The organism is Mycolicibacterium anyangense (assembly GCF_010731855.1).
Lineage (GTDB): Bacteria > Actinomycetota > Actinomycetes > Mycobacteriales > Mycobacteriaceae > Mycobacterium > Mycobacterium anyangense.
In genome coordinates, this window is record NZ_AP022620.1 from 3,722,344 (window position 1) to 3,745,679 (window position 23,336).

At 67.6% G+C, this 23,336-nt stretch carries 21 protein-coding genes and 2 tRNA genes; 13 read left to right on the forward strand and 10 right to left on the reverse strand.

Annotated features, from left to right (window positions below; translation table 11 throughout):
- Nucleotides 1–40 precede the first annotated feature (40 nt).
- The gene (locus G6N35_RS17660; protein ID WP_163805422.1) at nucleotides 41–1,102 is read left to right on the forward strand and encodes a zinc-binding metallopeptidase family protein; all 1,062 of its coding nucleotides are present in this window, start codon (nucleotides 41–43) and stop codon (nucleotides 1,100–1,102) included.
- Here the strand turns inward: G6N35_RS17660 and G6N35_RS17665 are convergent.
- Nucleotides 1,088–2,248: a CaiB/BaiF CoA transferase family protein gene (locus tag G6N35_RS17665; RefSeq protein WP_163805423.1), complete on the reverse strand. Its 1,161-nt coding sequence runs from the start codon at nucleotides 2,246–2,248 to the stop codon at nucleotides 1,088–1,090. The genes G6N35_RS17660 and G6N35_RS17665 overlap by 15 nt on opposite strands.
- A gap of 72 nt (nucleotides 2,249–2,320) precedes the next feature.
- On the opposite strand from G6N35_RS17665, the gene G6N35_RS17670 reads away from it, so the two are divergent.
- Both G6N35_RS17670 and G6N35_RS17675 read left to right on the forward strand, forming a co-directional pair.
- Nucleotides 2,321–3,100 carry an SDR family NAD(P)-dependent oxidoreductase gene (locus tag G6N35_RS17670; RefSeq protein WP_163805424.1) on the forward strand — a complete coding sequence of 260 codons (780 nt, stop codon included), beginning with the start codon at nucleotides 2,321–2,323 and terminating at the stop codon, nucleotides 3,098–3,100.
- 78 nt (nucleotides 3,101–3,178) lie between these two features.
- Nucleotides 3,179–4,150 (forward strand): NADPH:quinone oxidoreductase family protein, encoded by a 972-nt coding sequence (locus G6N35_RS17675; protein WP_163805425.1) that lies wholly within the window; start codon nucleotides 3,179–3,181, stop codon nucleotides 4,148–4,150.
- Here the strand turns inward: G6N35_RS17675 and G6N35_RS17680 are convergent.
- Nucleotides 4,147–5,097, reverse strand: coding sequence for a lipid II:glycine glycyltransferase FemX (locus G6N35_RS17680; RefSeq protein ID WP_163805426.1), 951 nt, complete (start codon nucleotides 5,095–5,097; stop codon nucleotides 4,147–4,149). The genes G6N35_RS17675 and G6N35_RS17680 overlap by 4 nt on opposite strands.
- Before the next feature lie 170 nt (nucleotides 5,098–5,267).
- Here G6N35_RS17680 and G6N35_RS17685 point away from each other — a divergent pair, with 170 nt between their 5' ends.
- The gene (locus G6N35_RS17685) at nucleotides 5,268–6,101 is read left to right on the forward strand and encodes a class I SAM-dependent methyltransferase (protein WP_163805427.1); all 834 of its coding nucleotides are present in this window, start codon (nucleotides 5,268–5,270) and stop codon (nucleotides 6,099–6,101) included.
- Here G6N35_RS17685 and G6N35_RS17690 read toward each other — a convergent pair.
- Nucleotides 6,091–7,968 carry an alkyl/aryl-sulfatase gene (locus tag G6N35_RS17690; RefSeq protein WP_163805428.1) on the reverse strand — a complete coding sequence of 626 codons (1,878 nt, stop codon included), beginning with the start codon at nucleotides 7,966–7,968 and terminating at the stop codon, nucleotides 6,091–6,093. The genes G6N35_RS17685 and G6N35_RS17690 overlap by 11 nt on opposite strands.
- Nucleotides 7,969–8,005: 37 nt before the next feature.
- Between G6N35_RS17690 and G6N35_RS17695 the strand changes: the two genes are divergently transcribed.
- The gene (locus G6N35_RS17695) at nucleotides 8,006–9,655 is read left to right on the forward strand and encodes a SulP family inorganic anion transporter (RefSeq protein ID WP_246224343.1); all 1,650 of its coding nucleotides are present in this window, start codon (nucleotides 8,006–8,008) and stop codon (nucleotides 9,653–9,655) included.
- Between the two features lie 7 nt (nucleotides 9,656–9,662).
- On the opposite strand, the gene G6N35_RS17700 is transcribed toward G6N35_RS17695, so the two are convergent.
- The 5 genes from G6N35_RS17700 to G6N35_RS17720 are packed head-to-tail and all read right to left on the reverse strand — an operon-like array spanning nucleotide 9,663 to nucleotide 16,893.
- The gene (locus G6N35_RS17700) at nucleotides 9,663–11,573 is read right to left on the reverse strand and encodes an ArnT family glycosyltransferase (protein ID WP_163805429.1); all 1,911 of its coding nucleotides are present in this window, start codon (nucleotides 11,571–11,573) and stop codon (nucleotides 9,663–9,665) included.
- The gene (locus tag G6N35_RS17705) at nucleotides 11,570–12,814 is read right to left on the reverse strand and encodes a bifunctional glycosyltransferase family 2/GtrA family protein (protein ID WP_163805430.1); all 1,245 of its coding nucleotides are present in this window, start codon (nucleotides 12,812–12,814) and stop codon (nucleotides 11,570–11,572) included. Before G6N35_RS17705 ends, G6N35_RS17700 begins: the two co-directional genes overlap by 4 nt.
- A 44-nt stretch (nucleotides 12,815–12,858) precedes the next feature.
- Complete coding sequence (locus G6N35_RS17710; RefSeq protein ID WP_246224345.1) at nucleotides 12,859–14,658, reverse strand: glycosyltransferase family 39 protein; 1,800 nt, start codon at nucleotides 14,656–14,658, stop codon at nucleotides 12,859–12,861.
- A gap of 44 nt (nucleotides 14,659–14,702) precedes the next feature.
- Complete coding sequence (locus G6N35_RS17715; RefSeq protein WP_163805431.1) at nucleotides 14,703–16,211, reverse strand: sensor histidine kinase; 1,509 nt, start codon at nucleotides 16,209–16,211, stop codon at nucleotides 14,703–14,705.
- Complete coding sequence (locus tag G6N35_RS17720; protein WP_163807755.1) at nucleotides 16,189–16,893, reverse strand: response regulator transcription factor; 705 nt, start codon at nucleotides 16,891–16,893, stop codon at nucleotides 16,189–16,191. Before G6N35_RS17720 ends, G6N35_RS17715 begins: the two co-directional genes overlap by 23 nt.
- Before the next feature lie 162 nt (nucleotides 16,894–17,055).
- On the opposite strand from G6N35_RS17720, the gene G6N35_RS17725 reads away from it, so the two are divergent.
- From G6N35_RS17725 to G6N35_RS17760, 8 genes are all read left to right on the forward strand, one after another.
- Nucleotides 17,056–17,571, forward strand: coding sequence for a hypothetical protein (locus G6N35_RS17725; protein ID WP_163805432.1), 516 nt, complete (start codon nucleotides 17,056–17,058; stop codon nucleotides 17,569–17,571).
- Nucleotides 17,572–17,596: 25 nt separating this feature from the next.
- On the forward strand, nucleotides 17,597–17,959 hold the full coding sequence (locus G6N35_RS17730; protein ID WP_163805433.1) for a DUF1622 domain-containing protein: 363 nt from the start codon (nucleotides 17,597–17,599) through the stop codon (nucleotides 17,957–17,959).
- Nucleotides 17,956–19,275 carry a threonine/serine exporter family protein gene (locus G6N35_RS17735; RefSeq protein WP_163805434.1) on the forward strand — a complete coding sequence of 440 codons (1,320 nt, stop codon included), beginning with the start codon at nucleotides 17,956–17,958 and terminating at the stop codon, nucleotides 19,273–19,275. The genes G6N35_RS17730 and G6N35_RS17735 overlap by 4 nt, the downstream gene beginning before the upstream one ends.
- A 40-nt stretch (nucleotides 19,276–19,315) precedes the next feature.
- Nucleotides 19,316–20,314, forward strand: coding sequence for a phosphotransferase family protein (locus tag G6N35_RS17740; protein ID WP_163807756.1), 999 nt, complete (start codon nucleotides 19,316–19,318; stop codon nucleotides 20,312–20,314).
- Nucleotides 20,311–21,492, forward strand: a complete 1,182-nt coding sequence (locus G6N35_RS17745) for an acyl-CoA dehydrogenase family protein (protein ID WP_163805435.1) — start codon at nucleotides 20,311–20,313, stop codon at nucleotides 21,490–21,492. The genes G6N35_RS17740 and G6N35_RS17745 overlap by 4 nt, the downstream gene beginning before the upstream one ends.
- Nucleotides 21,489–22,250, forward strand: a complete 762-nt coding sequence (locus G6N35_RS17750) for an SDR family NAD(P)-dependent oxidoreductase (RefSeq protein ID WP_163805436.1) — start codon at nucleotides 21,489–21,491, stop codon at nucleotides 22,248–22,250. The genes G6N35_RS17745 and G6N35_RS17750 overlap by 4 nt, the downstream gene beginning before the upstream one ends.
- A 136-nt stretch (nucleotides 22,251–22,386) precedes the next feature.
- Nucleotides 22,387–22,647: a hypothetical protein gene (locus tag G6N35_RS17755; protein WP_163805437.1), complete on the forward strand. Its 261-nt coding sequence runs from the start codon at nucleotides 22,387–22,389 to the stop codon at nucleotides 22,645–22,647.
- Between the two features lie 75 nt (nucleotides 22,648–22,722).
- Nucleotides 22,723–23,013 (forward strand): hypothetical protein, encoded by a 291-nt coding sequence (locus G6N35_RS17760; RefSeq protein ID WP_163805438.1) that lies wholly within the window; start codon nucleotides 22,723–22,725, stop codon nucleotides 23,011–23,013.
- Nucleotides 23,014–23,035: 22 nt separating this feature from the next.
- Here the strand turns inward: G6N35_RS17760 and G6N35_RS17765 are convergent.
- Nucleotides 23,036–23,108 (reverse strand) — tRNA-Arg (locus G6N35_RS17765).
- A gap of 40 nt (nucleotides 23,109–23,148) precedes the next feature.
- A tRNA-Ser gene (locus G6N35_RS17770) sits at nucleotides 23,149–23,237 on the reverse strand.
- Between the last annotated feature and the right edge of the window lie 99 nt (nucleotides 23,238–23,336).

Genomic DNA, 23,336 nt, shown 5'->3' on the forward strand with positions numbered 1-23,336 from the left:
TACTGGGGCCGTTCTGCGGGCCCGTGCAACGATAAGGCCCATGCGCGCGTTCGCCTGTCCGGTGTGCCAGAGCTTCGCCTTGTTCGAGAGCGCAGAATGCCCGTCCTGCGGCACCGCGTTGGGCCTGCATCTGCCGAGCAAGTCGATGGTCGCACTGACCACCGGGACGGCGATCATCGGGGGTGCCGGGTGGGTGCGCTGCACCCAGGCCGAACCGCTGGGCTGCAACTGGCTGGTACCCGATGCCGTGCCCGCCGAGCAGCGCGGCCGGTGTCTGGCCGATTCGCTGATCCGCCGCGAACCCGAACCCGACGACACCATTGCGCTGGAGAAGCTGGTACCCACCGCGGTGGCCCTGCGCAGGCTGGTCTACCAGCTCGACGATCTGGGCTTGCCGATCGAGCCCTACTGGCAGCGTGCCGGCGGGCTCGCGTTCGATCTGCTGTCCAGCTACAGCAACGGTGAACGCATCATGATCGGCCACGCCAACGGCGTGATCACCATCGATCTGGTGGAATCCCTTGACGCGTACCGGGAATCGCTTCGGGTGCGCCTCGGCGAACCGTACCGCACGATGCTCGGACACTTTCGCCACGAAGTGGGCCACTACTACCAGAACATCCTGGTGGAGACGGGCCCGGGCGCAGCCCGCCACCTGGATCGCTGCCGCGAGCTGTTCGGTGACGAGCGCGCCAGCTACTCCGAGGCGATCGCGCGGCACTACGAGGTGGGGGCACCTGCGGACTGGCAGCGTGCCTTCATCTCGGAATACGCGACCATGCACCCGTGGGAGGACTTCGCCGAGTGCTTCGCGCATTATCTGCACATCACCGACACCATCGACACTGCGCGCGAGGGCGGGCTGGTGTTGCACAAGGACAGGGTGCGGTTCGCCTGGCCGCAGGACATCGTCCCGCGCGAGTCCTACGCCGACGCACCGGTCGAACAGCTGCTGTTCGACTGGACGTGGATCTCGTTGTTCTTCAACCGGGTCAACACCGCGATGGGCAAGAACCCGTTGTACCCGTTCGACATCACCGAACCGGTGGCCGCCAAGCTGGGCTTCGTGCACACGCTGGTGCGGGAGTCAGCGCTCGCGTAGTTCGGCCAGGATCTCCTCGGTGTGCTCCCCGAGTCGCGGCGCCACCGACCTCGGCGCCCACGGTGTGCCGTGGAAGTCCGCCGGGGTGGCGATCATCGGCACCGGCGAGTCACCGTCGGGCACGTCGACCAGCCCCCCACCAGCGTGGAACTGCTCGTCACCCAGGATGTCCTCCATGCCGTTCACCGGTGACCAGAACAGTTCCGGCTCGGCCTCGAAGATCGGCGTCCATTCGTCGAGGGTCTTGGTTGCAAAGATCACGTCGAGGGCAGCGATGAGCTCGCGGGCGTTGATCGCACGGTTACGCGCTGTGTCAAACCTGCTGTCGGACAACCATTCCGGACGGTTCACCGCCCGGCACAGGGGTGGCCAGTGCCGGTCGGCCTCCATCCCGACGAGCCAGAACCGGCGCCCGTCGGACGCCGCATAGTTGTTCATAGCGGGGTTGCCCATGTTCTCGCGCTGTCCGATGGAGATTGGTGACCCGCTGAGCAGGAACGTGTTGAGGTCGAAACTGACGGTGTAGGTGCCCTGGCGATACAACGAGGTGGTGACCAGCTGGCCGGTCCCGGTGCGGGCGCGGGCCACCAGAGCGGCATTGACTGCGGCGGCCAGCGTCATACCGGTGAGGTGATCGCCCATGCCGCCGCGCTGGAACGGTGGGACGTCACCGGGTCTGGTCAGTAGCGCAGCCACCCCGGCGCGGGCCCAGAACGCGGCAATGTCGTAGGCCGGCCGGTTGGCATCGGGTCCGGTCTCGCCGTAGCCGGTGATGAGCCCGTACACCAAGCCCGGGTTGTGCTCGGCGAGCGCGGCGTAGTCCAACCCCAGCCGCTGCAGTGCATCCGGGCGGACGTTGGTGATGAAAACGTCCGCGCCGCTGATGAGCTCGTGGGCGACGGCTCGATGCACCTCGGTGCCCAGGTCCAGCACGATGCTGCGTTTGGAGCGATTGTCCATCTCGAACGGTGGGTTGCTGCCGTCCTGGAGTCCGAGTATCCGGCCGAACAGCCGGGCCGGATCACCGGATGGGGGTTCGATCTTGACGACGTCGGCGCCCCAGTCCGCCAGGATGCCCCCAGCGGCCGGACCGGCCACCCAGACTCCGAGCTCGACGACCTTGATCCCATCCAGCGGTCCTGCCATCCCCGGAACAATACTGGCGGCGCGTTCGCGGGAATCTATTCTCGGTGAAGGCGTCACCAGTTCGCCCGGAAGATGACGGTGAGGAGACCTGAATTGGGTTATGCAGACGAACTTTTCGACCTGACCGACCGGGTTGTCCTGATCACCGGCGGCAGCCGGGGGCTGGGCCGGGAGATGGCGTTGGCGGCCGCCCGTTGCGGGGCGGACGTCGTGATCGCCAGCCGCAAGTACGAGACCTGTGTGGCCACCGCCGCGGAGATCGAGGCCCAGACCGGTCGCACCGCGATGCCCTACGGGGTGCATGTCGGCCGCTGGGATCAGCTCGACGGCCTGGTAGAGGCGGTGTACGCCCGGTTCGGCAAGCTCGACGTCCTGGTCAACAACGCCGGGATGTCCCCGACCTACGACACGCTCACCGATGTCAGCGAGAAGATGTTCGACGCCGTGGTGAACCTGAACCTCAAGGGCCCGTTCCGGCTCTCCGCACTCGTCGGCGAGCGGATGGTGGCCGACGGCGGCGGGGTGATCGTCAACGTCAGCACGCACGGCTCACTGCGGCCACACCCGTCGTTCATCCCGTACGCCGCGTCCAAGGCCGGGCTCAACGCCATGACCGAAGGGCTGGCCGCGGCGTTCGGCCCGACCGTGCGGGTCAACACGTTGATGCCGGGCCCGTTTCTCACCGATATCAGCAAGGCCTGGGATTTCGGTGTGCAGAACCCGTTCGCCCCGCACCACCTGCAGCGGGCCGGCCAGCCCGAGGAGATCGTCGGTGCCGCGCTGTTCCTGATGTCGAGTGCCTCCAGCTTCACCACCGGCTCGATCCTGCGGGCCGACGGCGGCGTCCCTTGATCCTGGGCACGATCGGTACGATGCGACGCTACGTGGCTTCCAGCTGCCGGGCTGGGGCGTGACAAGAGGAGAACGCCGATGCGCGCCGTCATCTGCCGGGAGTACGGCACGCCGGAGGATCTCGTCATCGAGGACGTGCCGGATCCGACCCCCGGCCCTGGCCAGGTGGTGGTCAATGTGCGCGCCGCCGCGGTCAACTACCCCGACGTCCTGCTGATCGCGGGCAAGTACCAGGTCAAGATCCCACCGCCGTTCACGCCCGGCGGTGAGCTGGCGGGCGATGTCGTGGCCGTCGGTGACGGCGTCGACTTGCGGCCCGGCGACCGGGTGTCGGGACTGACGTTCCTCGGGGCCTTCGCCGAGCAAGCGGTGTTGCAGGCCGACGGGCTGGCCCGCATCCCCGACGGGGTCGACTACGCCGATGCCGCCGCGTTCGGCATCACCAATCGGACCGCCTACTACACCCTGCGCACCGTGGCCCCGGTGAAACCCGGCGACTGGGTCGTGATCCTCGGCGCCGGCGGCGGGGTCGGCCTGGCGGCCGTCGACATCGCGGTGCTGATGGGCGCCAAGGTGATCGCCGCCGCATCCGGTCCGGAGAAACTCGAGATCTGCCGGCAGCGTGGCGCGCAGGCGGTGATCGACTACGACCGCGAGGATCTCAAGGCGCGGCTCAAGGAGATCACCGGTGAGACCGGCGCACAGCTGGTGCTCGACCCGGTGGGCGGCAAGTACTCCGAACCCGCCCTGCGTGGGCTGGGCCGCGGCGGGCGCTTCGTCACACTGGGCTACGCCGCGGGCGAGATTCCGGCGATCCCGCTGAACCTGGTGATGCTCAAGGCAATCACGGTGATGGGCATGGAGGTTCGCACCTTCGCCGCCGACTACCCCGACGAGATCGGCCGCGATGACGCCGAACTGGCCGCCCTGTTCGCCGAGGGAAAGCTGCGGCCCTACATCGGGGCGCGGTTCCCGTTGGAGCAGGCCCCCGCCGCGCTGCGTTATGTGGCCGACCGCAAGGCGGTGGGCAAGGTCGTGATCGACGTCTAGAGCGACAGCCAGTTGTGCACCAACTGGTATTCGGTGCCGCCCATCCCGGTCTTGAATCCCTCGGTCGACCCGGCCCGCATGCCGCCGAGATCGAAAGTGCGGCATCCGCGACGGCGCAACTCGAGTGCGGCCTGCCAGAACAGGAAATTGTTGACGTTGATCTTGCGGCCCGCCTCAGACACCCAGCCGATGTAGTACTCGGCGGCCTGTCCGAAGGTGAATGCCGCCATACCCGCCAGGGATTCACCGTCGACAACGGCGCGGCAGACCACCAACGACTCCGGGGCGGCGTTGTAGAGAGCCCTGACGAAAGCCGGTGTGGGCTCGCTGAATCCCTTGGCTGCCATGTTCTCGATGTGGCGTTGGATCATCCATTCCACGTCCTCGCGCGCGATGGACGCCACCATCACCGCACCGCTGCGTTCACCGGACTTGAGTTGGTTGCGCCATTTCGCCTTCAGGCTCTTGCGCATCTCGTCCTCGTCGGGGGTGAGGTCCACCCGGGTGGAGCGAAACCCCGCGGCAGGACGAGGCCGAAAACCTACCTCGCTCAGCAGTGCGACGTTGTGCGGGCTGTCGGCAAGCGCGGGCACCAGGATCAGCACGCCACGACGGTGCGACGCCTGCCGCAGCGCCGCGTAGACGTCCCTGACGACGTCATCACCGGGCTCCCGATCAAGGAACAGCGGTCCACGGTCGACGAGTGCCGCCCAGCGCAGGCCGGCCAGCGTCTTGTCGAGCAGTTGGCAGATCGCCACCGGTGCGCCGTCGCGTTCGAAGACCACTCGCCGGGCCCGCCATCCCCCCGCGTCGAGAAGCCGTCGTGTTGTGAAGTCGACTGTCTCCTGGACTGCTTGGCCGTACGCCCACGCCTGGGGGATGTGGGGTTGGTCCACGCGGGCGAACAACGCGTTCCAGCGCGCTTCGTCGATCACGGGCTTGACCACACACGTCATCCCATCCGCCCCTTACCGAACCCCGGATCTGCCACTGCGCGTAAATCGTGCCGAGCATAGCCGGGCACAGGAGTGCGGGCAGCTTGTTGGCCGCCAAGTCCCATGCTGGTGGGCTTCTCCCGCTATTCTCGCTGCATCATGCCGGGGAGAGGGGAACGCTCGTGACCGAACCGTCCAAGAACATCGAGGACATCAACGTCGACCTGTTCGATCTGGACCAGTTCGTCGCGGATTACGACACCCACAAGGGTTGGAACGACATCGGCGAGATGGCAGTCCTGCTATCGCTGGCGTCCGCGGTGCGCGGCAAGCCGATTCTCGATGTCGGGATGGGTACCGGCCGTACGACTCCCCTGCTGGCGCTACTCACCGACGACTACGTGGGAATCGACTACGCCCCCAATATGGTTCGCGAAGCCAAGGCGGTGCTGCCCGGTTTCGATCTGCGGGTCGGCGACGTTCGCAACCTCCGGGAGGATTTCGGGGACGAGTCGAAAGCCCTGGTGTTCTTCTCGTTCAACGGACTGGACTGCCTCGACCACGCCACCCGCCCGGAGGCGCTGGAGCAAATGGCGCACGTGGTCGCCCCGGGCGGTTACCTCGTCTATTCGACGCTGAACCTGGAAAGCCCGCACCCCGGCAAGAGGCCGTGGACACCACCGGAGCCGCCGCCGCAGCGGGGTATCGAACGCCCCGTGCGGTGGACCTACCGCTGGCTGCAGTGGGCGCTGCAGATGCCGTCGAACCTGAAGAACTGGCGGCACGCTCAGAGTTCACGCAAAGCTGGCGACGGCTGGGCCAACGAGCCGTCGCCAGGTTCACACTGGCAGCTGATCCTGCATTTCACGACGCTGGCGCGGGCCAAGGCCGAAGTCGCCGCGACCGGCCTGGTGCTCGAACGTGTCATCACGCTCGACGGGGTCGACGTCACGAACGCCGACTCCACCGATGCGCTGTACTTCTACCTGGTAGCGAGACGGCCCGCTACGGCGTGACGATGTTGAAGCTGGGATCCGGCCGGTCCAGCACGCCGAGCAGGGATTGCAATGCCTGAGGATCACCGCTGACGGTCAACCCCGGTGAGGTGAAATCTCCTGCGGCCGCCGCTAATAGCCGCAGCTTGCTGGCAAGTGTCACCGTGGTGTCCGCGGTCGCGGCGTCGGCGGCGCACTGGCGGTAGACCAGGACGCCGTTGCGCAGCACCAGCCGGTAGTTCGACCCGAGGTCGTCGAAGGTGATGTCGACGGCCAGGTCCAGATCCCAGGCGCGCGGACCGTTCACGCTGATCGCCAGCGTGTCGAACATCTGCTCGGGGGTCAGCTGGCCCATGATCGCAGCCGAGTTCCCGCCGACCGGTGTGCCGAAGTTGCCATCGCGCAATTCGGTGGCGCCGGACAAGAAGAAGTTGCGCCACGTGGCGCATTCGGCACCGTAGCCCAACTGCTCGAGGGTGTCGGCGTACAACGCGCGCGCACCGGCATGATGCTCGTCGGTGAAGATCGCATGATCCAGTAGTGTTGCTGCCCAACGGAAGTCACCGGAGTCGAAGGCAGCCTGAGCCAGCCCCACCACCCGGTCGACGCCGCCCATCGCCTCGACGTAGCGCGGCCCGATCGCCTCCGGGGGATGCGCCCACAGCCGGCCCGGGTTGCCGTCGAACCAGCCCATGTAGCGCTGGTAGACGGCCTTTACGTTGTGGCTGACCGAGCCGTAGTAACCGTGCGCGTGCCATGCCTTGTGCAGGGCCGGCGGCATCTGGAATGTCTCGGCGATCTCGATGCCGGTGAACCCCTGGTTGAGCTGACGCAATGTCTGGTCATGCAGATAGGCGTAGAGATCACGTTGCAGGGAAAGGAATTCCACGATGTTGTCGTGGCCCCAGGTGGGCCAGTGATGCGAGGCGAACACCACGTCGGTGCGGTCAGCGAAGGTGTCGATGGCCTCGGTGAGATAGCCCGACCAAGCGTGCGGGTCACGCACCAGCGCACCGCGCAGGGTCAGCAGGTTGTGCAGATTGTGGGTGGCGTTCTCGGCCATGCACAGCGCGCGGAACTGCGGGAAGTAGAAGTGCATCTCGGCGGGCGCCTCGGTACCGGGCGCCATCTGGAACTCGATCTCGACACCGTCGATGGTGTGAGTCTGCCCCGTGGTGGCGATATCGACCGTCGGCACGATGATGGCGACCTCGCCGGTGGAGGTCTGCTGGCCCAGCCCACACCCCACCTGGCCCTGCGGACCGCGTTCGAGAAGGGTTCCGTACATGTAGCCGGCGCGGCGGGCCATCGCGGTGCCGGCATAGACGTTCTCCTGCACCGCATGCTGAACGAAGCCTTCCGGTGCGATCACCGCCACCTTGCCGGCGTCGACATCGGCCTGCGTGGTGACCCCAAGCACACCACCGAAGTGGTCGACGTGGCTGTGGGTGTAGATCACGGCGGTCACCGGCCGGTCGCCGCGGTGCGTGCGGTAGAGCGCCAGCGCCGCCGCCGCGGTCTCGGTGCAGATCAACGGGTCGATCACGATGACCCCGGTGTCACCCTCGATGAAGCTGATGTTCGACAGGTCAAGACCACGGACCTGGTAGATGCCCTCGACCACTTCGTAGAGCCCCTGCTTGGCCGCCAGGATGGACTGCCGCCACAGACTCGGGTGCACCGAAGCCGGGGCGTCGCCGGCCAGGAAGTCGTAGACGTCGTTGTCCCACACCACCCGGCCGTCCGCAGCGGTCACGACGCACGGTTCCAGTGCCGCGATGAAGCCCCGGTCGGCGTCGTCGAAGTCAGCGGTGTCCTCGAACGGCAGCGACGCCAGGTGCTCGGCGTGCGCAGCCTCGATGACGGATGTGGGTGGTTTGTGCTCCATGTGGCAAATCCTTCCCCAGACGGCCAAAGTTGGCCGCATGATTGCGCCGATGAACGTGCTGCCCGGTCTTACCAGAGGCAATATCGGCACCGAGGTACTGGCCGGGGTCACGCTGCTGGCCATCGCATTACCGCTGAACATCGGGTACGCCCAGATCGCCGGACTGCCTCCGACAGCCGGACTCTACGCGCTGGTCGTGCCGTCGGTGGTGTTCGCGCTGCTGGCCTCTTCGCGCCACCTGGTCGCCGCACCCGATGCCGCCGCGGCCGCGTTGGTGGGCTCCGCACTCAGCGGACTTGCCCCCGCCGGAAGCGGCCAATATGCGGCGATGGCCGCCGCCCAGGCGATCGTCGGCGGCCTGCTGTTCGCCGGGTGTTCGGTGTTCCGCCTCGGGTTCCTTGCCGACTTCCTGTCCAAGCCGATCCTGATCGGATTCGTCGGCGGGCTGGCCACCGACATCCTGCTCAGCCAGGTCGCCAAGATCATGGGCATCAAGACACCCGCCGGCGCGGAGTTCTTCGAACGACTCGTCCAGCTGGTGACGAAAGTCGGCGCCCTGCACGTGTGGTCGCTGGTACTGGGGGTCACCGCGGTGGCGGTGCTGGTGCCGGCCCGCCGGCGCTGGCCCGCGGTCCCGTGGGCGCTGCTCGTGCTGGTGCTCGCGACGGTCGCGTCCACACTGCTGGATCTGCCCGGCAAGGGCGTCGCGGTGCTCGGTTCGGTGCCGTCCGGACCACCCGTGCTGGCGGTCCCGCACCTGTCCTGGTCGCACTGGGTCGCCGTCATCCTGCCCGCGATCGCGATCACCACGGTCACCGTCGGTGAGGGGTTGCTGCTGGCCCGCTCGTACGCCGACAAGTACGACTACAAGACCGAACCCAACCGGGACCTGCTGGCGTTCGGGGCGGCCAACGTCGCCTCGGGGCTGTCCTCCGGATTCACCCTCGGATCGTCGACCTCGCGGGCTGCCGCGATGGACCAGGCCGGATCACGCACTCAGCTGCCGCTGCTGGTGATGGCCGCGGGCGCCCTGGTTCTGCTGCTGTTCGGTGCCGACCTGCTCGCCGACATCCCGATGCCCGCGATCGGGGCCATCGTCGGGGTGTCGGTGGCCAAGCTGCTCGGGATCGGCGAGTTCCGTCACCTGTGGTCGCTGTCCCGGTTCGAATTCCTCATCGGGGCAACATGTTTCCTCGGGGTGCTGCTCATCGGCCCGCTGGCCGGCATCGTGCTGGCGTTCGCCCTGTCCCTGATCAACCTGTTGCGCAAGGCCGCTCGGCCGGCCATCGACGTGCTCGAGGGCTCCGACGATCCGCACGTCTCGCTGACCGGCGGTCACGACGGCATCCGGGAGACGGTACCGGGAGTGATCGCCATGCGGTTCGCGGCTCCGATCTTCTTCGGCAATGCCCAGACGCTGAGTGCCGAGATCCGGCGGCTGGTCACCGAAGCCCCGCACCCGGTGACGGCATTCGTCCTCGACATGGAGGGCGTCACCGACGTCGATGTCACCGGGGCGGAGTCGCTGGCCAAAGAACTGCAGTGGCTGCAGGGCAAGTCGATCACCTTCGCCTACTCCCGGGTGCGCCCGCAGCTGGCGGCCAACCTGACCCGGATGCACCTGCTGCAGGGCCACCAGGTGTTCGAGACCAACCGGGCCGCGGTGGCCGCACTGCGGCCCGGCTGAGTGGTGCTCAGCCGGCGGTCAGGTCGTAGACCTCGGTGCCGCCGATGTCCTGCGCCGAGAAGTGCTGCTGCACCCAGCTGATGATCGCCGACCCGCTGCTCGAGCCGTGACCCGGGCCGCCGCCGTGACCGCCGGGGCCCTCGGAGACGATGAAGTAGTGGACCTGTCCTGAGCTGACGTAGTCCTGGAACTGCTGCAGGGTGGGTGAGTTGTCCCCGCCGTTGAATCCGCCGATCGACATCACCGATGCGCCGGTGGCCAGCTCCAGGCTGCCCGCGACGTGCGAGCCTACTGTTGCTGCAGCCCAACGGTTTCCGGACTGCTTGAGCAGCTTCTGCAACTCGGTGTTCACCGCCGGGGACACCCCGCCGCGTGAACCGCCCCCCGCACCGAAGCCACCCGGCCCACCCGGGCCGAAACCGGTGCCCGGGCGGCTGGGGCCCGAGGTGGGGATGCCGCCGCTGTGGCTGTTCAGCACGGTCTCGATGCTGTAGGCGGAGGTGCCCGCGAGGCCGACCAGCAGCCCTGCCGCCGCCAGCACGGCGGTCCACCGGCCGAGACGGTGCCCACCTGCTGCCAGCACCGCGGCGACCACCACCGCGCCGACGACGATGGCCCATCGCAGCCACGGCAGCCAGTCCGGCGTGCGCTCCAACAGGACGAAGTTCCAGATCCCGGTGACGGCGAGCATCGCGGCCAACGTCCACCGCGGCATGCTGAACTGCTTGCCGCGCCATAACTCTCGGACACTCAGACCGATCACCGCAGCCACCGCGGGAGCCAGTGCAACCGTGTAGTAGGGATGCATGATCCCCTTCATGAAGCTGAACACCACCACGGTGACCACCAGCCAGCCGCCCCAGAGCAGCAGCGCCGCGCGGGTGCGATCGGTCCGCGGTGCACGGCGGGTGAACCAGAGGCCGGCGGCCAGACCGATGAGCGCGGCGGGGAGCAGCCAGGAGATTTCGGTGCCCATCGAGTCACCGAACATCCGGGTGATCCCGGTGGAGCCGCCGAACATCGCCGAGCCTGCCATCGGGCCGGCGCCCTCGGTCGGGCCACCCGAGCCACCCGGATTACCGTCGCCACCGAAGACGCGACCAAGACCGTTGTAGCCCAGCGCCAATTGCAGCAGACTGTTGTCGGTGGACCCACCGATATAGGGCCGGGAGTCCGCCGGCCACAGGCTCACCAGAGCCAGATACCAGCCGGCCGACACGATCATCGACACCAGGCCGACCAGCAGAACCCGCAGTCGATGCCACCCGGTACCGGGCAAGGCGACGAGCACCACCAGGGCCAGCGCCGGTGTGACCAGCAGGGCCTGCAGCAGCTTGGCCAGGAACGCCACACCGACCGCGACACCTGCCAGCGCAACCCACCGGGACGCGGCACCGTCGAGGGCGCGGATCAGGCAGTAGCCGGCGGCCACCAGCAGCAGCACCAACAGTGCGTCGGGGTTGTTGTACCGGAACATCAGTGCCGCAACGGGAGTCAGCGCCAGCACAGCGCCGGCGAGCAGTCCGGCCCGGTAGCCGCTGACCCGGCGCACCGCGCCGTAGACCAGTGCGACCGAGGCCACTCCCATGAGCGCCTGCGGCGCGAGCATCGACCAGGTGCTGAATCCGAAGATCCGCCCCGACAGCGCCATCACCCACAGCGCGGCGGGCGGCTTGTCGACGGTGATGGCGTTGCCCGAGTCGATCGAACCGAACAGCAGCGCCTTCCAGCTCTGCGTCCCCGCCTGGACAGCAGCCGCGTAGTACTCGTTGGCCCAGCCTGCCGCGCCCAACCCCCACAAGTACAGCACGGCGGTGGCAGCCAGCAACGCGCACAACGCCGGCCGGACCCAGCGCCGCCGGGCCGTCGAGTTCACCTCGGCGTACTCCGGCACCACCACATCCTCGAGAACCGTCATCGCGCACCCCCGTTGGCAACCCGGGTGCGACGCGGATGAAACACCCAGCCGCGCAACAACACAAACCGCACCACGGTAGCACCCAGGTTTGCCGCGACCAGGACCAGAATCTCCAGCGCCCGCGGCGGCTCGCCACCCAGCTGCAGCAGCGCCAGTGCACCACTGGTCATCGCCAAGCCGATGCCGAACACGACCAGTCCCTCGAACTGGTGGCGGCCCACACCGGCCCGGCCGCGCACACCGAACGTGAAGCGCCGGTTGGCGGCGGTGTTGGCCACCGCGGTCACCAACAGCGCGACCAGGTTCGCGCCCTGCGCACCCATCGGCCGTAGCAGCAGGAACAGGGCGAGGTAGGCAAGAGTGGACAGGACCCCGATCGCCGCGAAGCGCACGCCCTGGTTGAGCAGCGAGCGCGGTGCGCCGGCGCGGTTGCCGAACTGCGCTCCGATGGCCTGGACAGGGATCTCTCCGGTACCGAATCCCTTGAGCAACCGGGCCACTCCCTTCAGGTCGGCGATCGCGGTGGCGACGATGTCGACCCTGCTGTCCGGATCGTCGATCCAGTCGACGGGTACCTCGTGGATGCGCAGCCCGCTGCGCTCGGCCAGTACCAGCAGTTCGGTGTCGAAGAACCAGCCGGTGTCCTCGATGTGCGGCAGCAGCTCGGCGGCGACATCGGATCGGATGGCCTTGAAACCACATTGCGCATCAGAGAACTTCGCAGACAGCGTGGACCGGAGGATGAGGTTGTAGCAGCGCGAGATGATCTCCCGCTTGGCCCCGCGCACCACCCGTGAGCCCCGGCTGAGCCGGGTGCCGATCGCCAAGTCGGAATGTCCCGACACCAGTGGGGCCACCAGCGGCGCGACCGCCGCGAGGTCGGTGGACAGGTCGACGTCCATATATGCCAGCACCGGGGCGTCCGACGACGACCACACCGCGTGCAGGGCACGGCCGCGGCCCTTCTGCTCGAGGTGCACAGCGCGCACCTCCGGCAGTTCCTCGGCCAGTTCGGTGGCGATGCGCCAGGTGCCGTCCACACTCGCGTTGTCGGCGATGGTGATCCGGAAGGCGAACGGGAAGTCCTCGCGAAGGTAGCGGTGCAACCGGTGCACCGAGCCGGCCAGCACGACCTCTTCGTTGTACACCGGGACGACGACGTCGAGTACCGGGACGCCGCGGTCGGCGGCGATCAGAGCGGCATTACGGCGGCGCATCGCTGGCAGTTCGGTGATGGTCATGACTCGATCATGGGGCACCGGATTGAGCCGGACGTTGGTCCGGGCTATGACCCTCCTGTGAGCACATGCGTCAGGTCATAGACCTTGACGCGGTCGATAATTCGGGACGAGAAGTTCTCGCTCACCCAGTCATTGATGCGCTCGGCCGCGTCGCTACCCGATCGGCCGGCGAACGCCGGACCGGGCATGGTGCTGTGTACGAACCAGTGGATACGGCCGTGGGCGACAAGATCCTGGAACTGCTGCAGCGTTGGCGCCGGGTCCGTTCCGTTGAATCCGCCGACGGCCATCACCGGGACACCCGCGCCGAGCTGGTATCCGGCCGCATTGCTCGACCCGACGACGCCGGCAGCCCAGGTGTAGTGGAACGCGTCGGAACGCAGCGCCGCAACGAGTTCCGGGCCGGGCCGGGGTGCACCGAACAATCCCGGCATCCCACCGCCCTCGGACGGCCCCACCGACGGGATGGCGCCAGACCTCGGCGCCGACGCCGTCGCCACCGACACCGCGGCCGGACCGGCCAACGCCAGGACGACGGCGAGGGCCGCCACCATCACCTCGACCGGACGCGGGAGGCGGCCGATCACGGCCAGCAACAAGGATGCGGCGATACCGCCGATCAGAATGGCGAGCCGCAGCCACGGTAGCCAGAGCGGATAGTGTTGCAGCAGAATGTCACTGAGCGCGATCGTGATGGCTGACATCCCGGCCAGTACGGTACTGGCGCGGATATCGGCTCGGCGCTGCCACAGCAGGCGGATCCCGACCGCGACAGTCGCGGCCACTGCCGGCGCCAGGGCTACGGTGTAGTACGGGTGCAGGATGCCGTTGGCATAGCTGAACACGACGGCCGTGATGACCAGCCAGCCGCCCCACATCAGCAGCGCGGCCCTCGTGACATCGGTCCGCGGCCGGGCCCGGGTGATCCACAGTCCGGCCGCCAGCGCGATCACCGCGGCTGGCAGCAGCCACGCGACGTGCGGGCCCATCTCTGCGCCGAACAGCCGCGCCCAGCCCACGTCGTAGTTCAGGTTACCCAGCCCCCCGGTCTCCGCACCGGTCAGCCGTCCGAGACCGTTGTAGCCCAGAGCCAGTTCGATGATCGAATTGTGCTGCGATCCACCGATATAGGGGCGTGAGTTCACCGGCCACGCCGTGACCAGCACCAGATACCAGCCACCGGTCAGCACCAGGGCTGCCGCTGCGGCGATCAGTCGTCGTGCCCGGGCGTGCCGCGGCAGGTCGGCCGCCACCGCGAATGTCAGCGCCAGCGCGGGCAGTACCAGGAAAGCCTGCATCATCTTGGCCAGGAACCCGACCCCGACGGCCACTCCGGCCAGTGGCAGCCACCACACCGCGGCGTCGCGGTCCAGTGCCCGCTGGGTCGCGTAGGCGGCGCACACCAGTGCCAGCACCAGCAGCGCATCAGGATTGTTGAACCGGAACATCAGTGCCGCGGCCGGTGTGGCGGCCAGGACAGCACCGGCCACCAGCCCCGCCCACGCCCCGCCGACCCGGCGCACGCTCGCGTAGAGCACGGCAACCGAGGCCACCCCGAACACGGCCTGCGGCACCAGGATGCTCCACGGGTTGAGACCGAAGATGCGCACCGACAGCCCCGACACCCACAGCGCGGCGGGCGTCTTGTCCACGGTGATCGCGTTGGCGGGATCACTGGATCCGAACAGCCAGGCCGTCCAGCTCTTCGAACCTGCTTGCGCGGCAGCGGAATAGAACGCGTTGGCCCAACCGCTGGCACCGAGGTTCCACAGATACAGCACTGCGGTGGCACCCAGCAGTGCCACCAGCGCAACACGTTGGGTACGGCGAACTGAAGCAGTCACCGTGCCATGCTGCCGGCACACGATATCCCCGACCTGAGCCGTGGCTAGGCCCCCGCTGTGCAGGGCAGCCGCACCGTGAACTCGGTGCTGCCGGGTGTACTGCGCAGGCCGATACTGCCGCCGTGCGCCTTCACGACCGCTGAGGCGATGGCCAGTCCGAGGCCGGTGGACCCGCCCTTGCGCGAGCGTGAGGTGTCACCGCGGGCGAAGCGCTCGAACACTTCTGACTGCAGTTCGGTGGGGATACCGGGACCGTTGTCCACCACCCGCAACACGGCCGCGCCGGGTTCGGTATCCAGCGACAGCGTCACCAACGTCCCCGGCGGTGTATGAGTGCGGGCGTTGGCGAGCAGATTGGCCACCACCTGGTGCAGACGGGCGTCGTCACCGACGATATAGAGCGGATCCGGCGGCAGGTCGAGGTTCCAGCAGTGCTCGGGTCCTGCTGCATGGGCGTCACTGACGACGTCGGCCGAAAGCCGGGACAGGTCAACGGGTTCGCGCTCCAGCGGGCGCCCCGAGTCGAGGCGGGCCAACAGCAGCAGATCCTCCACCAGCTGGGTCATCCGCACGGCTTCGGACTCCACCCGCCCCATCGCGTGTGCGACGTCATCGGGCATCTGGTCGCGTTTGCGTTGCGCCAGTTCGGTGTAGCCGCGGATGGCGGCCAGCGGTGTGCGCAGCTCATGGCTGGCGTCGGCGACGAACTGCCGGACCCTGCTCTCACTGGCCTGACGGGTCGACAGCGCCGCCGAGATGTGCTCGAGCATCCGGTTGATGGCCAGACCGAGCCGCCCGACCTCGGTGTGCGGGTTGGCGTCCGGCGGCGGAATACGCACGGGCAGTTGCACTTCGCCACGGTCCAGCGTCAGGTCGGCCACCGCCCCTGCGGCGTCCGCCACCCGGTTGAGCGGGGTCAGAGCACGCCGGATGATCAGCATCCCGGCCGTGGTCGCGATGATCATGGCGGCCGCGGTCACCACGGCGAAGATGAGTGCCACCCGCAACAGAGTGCTGTCGACGTTGCGCATGCTCAACCCGATCACCAGGGTGTCCCCGGTCATCCTGCTGCGTGCGGCGATCACCCGGTAGCTGCCCAGCCCGTCGAGATCGACGGTGACCGAATGCCGTTGACCGACTGCGTCGGCAAGCTGCTGCTCGGCTTTCGGCGATAGTGCAAGGCGGACACCACCGGCCGCCAAGACCCCGGCGTTGGTGGCGACGCCGTCGCGGATCACGCCAGCGGCGAGCCCGATCGGCTGCCCCGGCGCGTCGAGGAACTGCGGGCCGGGACCGGGACGGGGATAGTTCGGGCGGTCGCCGCTGCCCGGCAGCGAGCCCGGCGGCGGGGGGGGCAGCGGTTCGCCGTACATCATCGCCGCGCGGTGGGCGGTCTCGCGCAACTGTGCGTCGACCTCGCCGACCAGATACTGGTACTGGGCCACCAGGGTGATCGTGCCGATACCCAGGCAGACCGCCGCCAGCAGGCTGACCTGTCCGATGAGCAGCCGGGCGCTCAGCGACCAGGTGCTAGCACGCAGGTTTGAGAACATAACCCGCGCCGCGAAGCGTATGGATCATCGGTTCGCGGCCGCTGTCGATCTTCTTGCGCAGATACGAGATGTACAGCTCGACGATGTTGGACCGGCCGCCGAAGTCGTAACTCCACACCCGGTCCAGGATCTGGGCCTTCGACAACACCCGCTTGGGATTACGCATCAGGAACCGCAGCAGTTCGAACTCGGTGGACGTCAGCGCGATCGGGGCGCCCGCGCGGGTCACCTCGTGGCTGTCTTCGTCCAGGACCAGATCGCCGACGACGATCTGGGCGCCGCTGTCCTCGGTGGTGACACCGGTCCGCCGCAGCAGGGCTCGCAGCCGCAGCACGACCTCCTCGATGGAGAACGGCTTGGTCACGTAGTCGTCGCCGCCGGCGGTCAGACCCGCGATCCGGTCTTCCACCGCATCTTTGGCCGTGAGCAGCAGGACCGGCAGGCTCGGGCTCTGCTCGCGGAGCCGGCGCAGGACATCGAGTCCGCTCATATCGGGCAGCATGATGTCGAGCACTACCGCGTCGGGGCGGGCGGTGCGCGCGGCGGAGATGGCCGAGGCGCCGTCGGCGGCCGTGGTGATGTTCCAGCCCTCGTAGCGCAGGGCCATCGAGACCATCTCGGCGAGCACCGCCTCGTCGTCGACCACCAGGACATTGATCGGGTTGCCGTCGGCGCGCCGCATCACCACACGATCGGCCGAAGAAGACGTCATAAGTCCAGTATGGGACGAGCCATGAGCCGACCCTATGCAATCCCTATGCTCCGGCTGTGAAAGCCGGACCGCATAGAGCGTCCCGATCACGGCCACAGCGGCCGCTCATGTTGACCGCCCACGGTGGACGGTATGACTGACGGTATGACTGGTGAACACGACGCGGTCGGGCACGACGACGTGTGGGGAGCCCCGGCGGCCCGGCCGCCGGCCTGGTCCACTCGCACCACGCTGACCGCCGTCGCCATCGCTGGTGCGCTCGCCGTCGCGGGCGGCCTCGTCATCCATGCCGCGACCGGCGTCTCCCACGATGGCGGGCCCGGCCGGATGGGCGGGGCCGGGTGGGCGCCGGGTGGACCGGGATTCCCCGGTGACAGCACCCGCCCGGTCCACAGCGAGTCCGTCGTCCCCGACGGCAAGGGCGGCTTCACCACCGAGCTGAGCCAGACCGGCAACGTCACTGCCGCCACCGACACCTCGATCACGGTGCGCAGCGCCGACGGCTACACGCAGACCTTCCGCATCGATCCCGAGACCCGCCAGCCGCGCGCAGCCCTGCATTCTGGCGACGAAGTCACGGTGCGGGGTACCAGGGCAGCCGGGGTCAACGGAACCGCGAACGCCACGGCGGTGCTACCGGCCCGATAGGCCGGGCGTTCCTACAATTGCCTCGATGAGTTTCTTCGAGGTCATCGAGATAGTCGGCAAGACGATCGACGGGGTCGGCGTCGCCGTCATCGCCTTGGGCGCATTGATCTCGGCCGCCGGAGTGGTCCCCCGGCTGAAATCCGGCGCCGCCTACCGGGTGTTCCGCGAACAGCTGGGCCGGTCCATCCTGCTCGGCCTGGAGTTCCTGGTCGCCGCCGACATCATCCGCACGGTGGCGGTCACCCCGGACGCCCGCAGTGTCGCGGTGCTCGGCGGCATCGTGCTGATCCGGACGTTCCTCAGCTTCTCGTTGCAGTTGGAGGTCACCGGCTACTGGCCGTGGCAGAAGGCTCGCCAGCAGCAGGACGCGGCTGCGGCCACTCGATGACCAAGGAGACACGGCGGGCGCGCCGCAAGCGATGGTTCGACGCGGTGCGCAAGACTCCCCCGGAACCACTGGGACCGCCCGATACCCACGATCAGGTCGAGATCGCCGCGATGCTTCGGGCGATCGGCATCGCCCTGGTGGAGGTGGAGCAGCCTACCCAACTGGTGGAAGGCCGCCTGCTGCAGATCGCCGCGCAATACACCAGCGAACCGGTGCGGGTGGTGGTACTGCCGACGATGCTGATGATCCAGGTCGGCACCATCGCCTACCAGGTCGACGGGTCAACCCACTCGTCACTGCAGCTCGACATGGCCGGGCGCATCGACGATATCGCCAGCCTGGCGGCTGTCGGTGCGATCACCCCGGCCGATGCGGTCGCCGAGATCGAGGCGGCCCGCACCCTCCAGCCCCGATACGGACCGATCGCCACGACGATCGGATACGCCGTCACCACCGTGGGATTCGGCATGGTGATCAACCCGACGTGGGCGTCGCTGCCCGGCTATCTGTTCCTCGGCCTGGTCGTGGGCGCCATCGTTCAGTTGGGTCGACCGTTCCCGGGCCTGAATCCGATGCTACCGACGCTGTCCGCCACCATCGTCACGGTCCTGGCCACCTGGTTCGTCGCCGACACCGCGAACGACGGCCTCCTTCGGGTGATCGCGCCGGCGCTGGTGGCGACACTGCCTGGCATGGCCTTGACCATTGGCGCGATGGAACTTGCTGCCTCACAGATCATTTCGGGAGCCAGCCGGCTGATGTACGGGATGGCACAGTTGGCGTTGCTGGTATTCGGCGTGGCCCTGGGCGTTCAGGTGGCGGGCGAGGTGTACCCGCAGAGTCCGTCGGCCCAGATGGGTCCATGGTCGTTGTACGTGGCGATCGTTGTGGTGGGAATCGGTCTCTACGTCTACCTGTCCGCTCCGCGTGGATCCCTGTTGTGGCTGATCGCTGCGATTGCCGTGGCCCTGGTAGGACAGGAACTGGCCGGCAAGGTCATGTCCGCGGCCCACTCGGGTTTCGTCGGTGCCATCCTGGTGGTGCCCTTCGCGATGCTGGCCGCCCGGATCAAGACCGCGCCACCGGCCGTCGTCATGATGCTCGCGGCGTTCTGGTCGTTGGTGCCGGGTGCGCTGAGCTTCGAGTCGGTGAGCCAAGCCGCCTCAGGAGGCAACGTCGGGGTGTCCAGCTTGGGCGCTACCGGTGCCGCGATTCTGTCGATCGCGTTGGGTACGGTGGTTGGTTGGAGCGTGTTCCACACCATCGACAGCAAGTTGCCATGGCCGAAAGGACTGGACCAACCAACCGTACGGTAGGTTCACCGGCGTGGACAACCTGACCGCAGTAGCCGACTGGATGTCGGAACAGGGGCTCGGCGAGGGCCCGATCGACGACGTCGTCGAGATCGTCGGCGGCACCCAGAACGTCATGCTGCGATTCAGCAGAGCCGGTCGCGACTACGTCTTCCGGCGCGGGCCCCGGCATCTGCGGCCGATCAGCAACAAGGTGATCCTGCGCGAGACCCGGGTACTGAGCGCACTGGCCGACACCGATGTTCCACACCCTCACCTGATCGCGGTGTGCGAGGACACCTCGGTGCTCGGCGACGCCGTGTTCTACCTGATGGAACCCATCGACGGGTTCAACGCCGGCGCCGCACTGCCCGCGCTGCATGCTGGCGACGGGGCCATCCGGCACGAGATGGGACTGTCGATGGCCGAGGCGGTGGCCCGGCTGGGAGCGGTGGACCACGTGGCGGTGGGTCTGTCAGATTTCGGCAAAGCCGACGGATTCCTGGAACGCCAAGTGCCGAGATGGCTTTCAGAGCTCGAGTCCTACCGCGGCTTCGACAACTACGACGGACCCGACATCGGCGATGTCGACGCGGTGGCGACCTGGCTGCAGCAGCACCAGCCGTCGTCCTGGAAGCCCGGCATCATGCACGGTGATTATCACGCCGCCAATGTGATGTTCTCGCCCACCGGACCGGAGGTGGTGGCCATCGTCGACTGGGAGATGTGCACCATCGGCGATCCCCTCCTGGACCTCGGCTGGATGCTGGCGACGTGGTACGACCCCGACCACGACTCGGTTCTCACCAACGTGCTGATGGACGCCGGAGACCTGGCCAGCCCCGAGGAACTGGTGGCACGCTACGCGCAGAACACCACCCGAGACCTGTCCGGCATCGACTGGTACACGGTGCTGGCCTGTTTCAAACTCGGCATCATCCTGGAGGGATCGAACGCTCGGGCGGCAGCAGGCCTGGCGCCCAAGGAAATTGGTGATCGCCTACACAATGCAACGGTGCAATTGTTCCAGCGGGCACTGGCAATCATGGAGGGACAACGATGATCGATTTCGAGATTCCAGACGACCTGGCCGCCCTGCGCGACGAGATCCGCAGCTTTGTCGTCGACAAGATCGTGCCCTTCGAGCGCGACCCGCGACTCACCCGGCACGGCCCCAACGAGGAGCTGCGCTCCGAACTGGTCGAGCTGGCCCGCGAGGCTGGACTGCTGACGTTCCAGGCACCGCATCGGTTCGGCGGCCGCGAGCCCTCGCACCGCGAACAGGCGGTGCTGTTCGAGGCGGCCGGTTGGTCGACACTGGGCCCGGTCGCCCTGAACTGCGCGGCACCTGACGAGGGCAACATGTTCGTGCTGTCCAAGATCGCCAACCCCGAACAGGTGGAGAAGTTCCTGGTCCCGGTCATCGAGGGCCGGCAGCGGTCGGTATTCGCGATGACCGAACCCGGCGGTGCCGGTTCGGACCCCGGCCAGCTGGCCACCGAAGCGGTGTTCGACGGCACCGACTACGTGATCAACGGCCGCAAGTGGCTGATCACCGGTGCGAACGGGGCTCGAACCTGGATCATCATGGCGCGCGTGGCACCGAACCCGCACGGGGCCGACGGTCCCACCCTGTTCCTGTGCGACGGCCAGACGCCCGGTATCGAACTCGAACGCGTGATGGACACGATGGACCGCAATTACGTCGAGGGTCACGGCGTCGTGCGGTTCAACGACCTGCGACTGCCCGCCTCGGCGGTCCTCGGCGAGGTGGGACAGGCCCTGCGCTATGCCCAATTGCGTTTGACCCCAGCGCGATTGACGCATTGCATGCGGTGGCTGGGCGCGGCCTCGCGGGCGCATTCCATCGCGGTCGACCATGCTCGCACCCGCACCGGTTTCGGCAAACCGCTCGGCGAGCACCAGGGTGTGGGCTTCATGATCGCCGACAACGAGATCGCCCTGCAGCAGTGCCGCTTGGCGATCTGGTGGGCCTGCTGGGCGCTGGACACCGGCGCCAAGGGCCGGCACGAAAGCTCGATGGTGAAGGCCTACGTGTCCGAGGAACTGTTCAAGGTGGCCGACCGCTGTGTGCAGATCCTGGGCGGCATGGGCATCTCCGACGAGACCCCGGTCGGCATGATCTTCTCCGATATGCGCGCCTTCCGGCTCTATGACGGACCCACCGAGGTGCACAAGTACGCGATCGCCCGCCAGGTGCTGAGGAGCCCCCAAGCATGAGCATTCTCGATTCCTTCCGCCTCGACGACAAGGTCGTCGTCGTCACCGGCGCCTCTTCCGGCCTCGGGGTGTCCTTCGCGCAGGCCTTCGCGCAGGCAGGTGCCGATCTGGTGCTCGGCGCGCGGCGGCTCGAGCAACTGGCGGCGACCGCCGCGTTGGTCGAGGGGGCGGGCCGCCGGGTGTACACCCGCAAGACCGACGTGGCCGATCCCGAGCAGTGCCAGCAACTTGTCGACTCGGCGGTCGAGCAGTTCGGCCGAGTGGACGTGCTGATCAACAACGCCGGCATCGGGGCAGCTGTCCCCGCCACCCGGGAGGCACCCGAGCATTTCCGCAAGGTCGTCGACGTCAACCTCAACGGTTCGTACTGGATGGCTCAGGCCTGCGGCCGGGTGATGCAGCCGGGGAGCTCGATCATCAACATCGCGAGCATACTGGGGATCACCACCGCCGGCCTGCCGCAGGCCGCCTACGCCGCATCGAAGGCCGGTGTCATCGGCCTGACCCGCGACCTGGCCCAACAGTGGGGATCGCGTAAAGGAATTCGGGTCAATGCGCTGGCGCCGGGATTCTTCAAGAGCGAGATGACCGACGAGTACCAGCCCGGCTACCTGGACAGCCAGCTGCCGCGGGTGCTGCTGGGCCGCACGGGCGATCCCGACGAGCTCGCCGCAACCGCGGTGTGGCTGGCCTCGCCCGCTGCCGGATACGTCACCGGCCAAACGATCGTGGTCGACGGGGGTTTGACGGTCACGTAAGTGGAATGTCACGCGACGATGGAGCTATTGCGTCGGTTGTCGCGATCTCAGCAAATTCACGGCAAACGGCAGTACTCTCCTCAGAAGAGTCTGAAACTCTAGGCTGAGTAGTTGTCGAGCCGAGAGGTGGCGTCCCGTGTGGATAGCGCTGTATCTCGTACCGGCGATCGGCGTCGCGATCGCCACCTGGTGCGTGAGCACGCGCTTCGACTCTTTCGATCCGCCCAACGAGGTGGTCCGCGCCATCGCCGCCGGCATCGCCGGCGCGCTGTGGCCGCTGGTCCTGGTGGGCCTGGGTCAGCTGCAGGCAATTCGCTTTACCGCGCACCGATTCCGCACTGCGGGCAAAGCGCCCCAGTGGTCGGACCTGCCCGCCGAGCTGCATACCCACCCCTGACCGTCCGGGCGTGCGTTGCACCGGTCGTTTACCGGAAAACCTCCCGGCCGCCTGGAAGTGGGCGACGATAGCGGGATGACACGTGCACGGGCAGTGGCGCTGGCCCTGTTGACGGTAGCCGGACTGTCTCTTTCCACCGCGGCGACGGCGGTGGCCGACGACTCCGGAAGCGGCCTGCTGTGGCCCGACCCGAACGAGCCGTACTACTGGGATGCCAACGAGAACGCCCAAGGCACCGGCCCGGCACCGCTGCCTACCGATGACCTGTACTGGAAAGAGGGCGAGAACGCCGGCGGAACCGGCAATGTGCCGCAGCCGAACGTTCCGCAGTACACCGACATGGGCCCCAACGCCGGCGCCTACTGAGCCCGGCTTGAATTCTGCCGAGTGCGCCCGAAGGGATTCGAACCCCTAACCTTCTGATCCGTAGTCAGATGCTCTATCCGTTGAGCTACGGGCGCCGTCATCTTCAGTTGTTCGTGGCCGACGAGTCAGCCGCGGCGGAGGCGAGAGGATTTGAACCTCCGGTCCCCTGTAAGGGGGACAACTCATTAGCAGTGAGTCCCATTCGGCCGCTCTGGCACGCCTCCTGAACCATCTGAGCGTACCGAAGTCCCGTGAAGGCCCTCAGATCCGCCGATCCGACAGAGTACACAGCCGGGATCGCCGATGGCAAAGCGGTTCCCTCG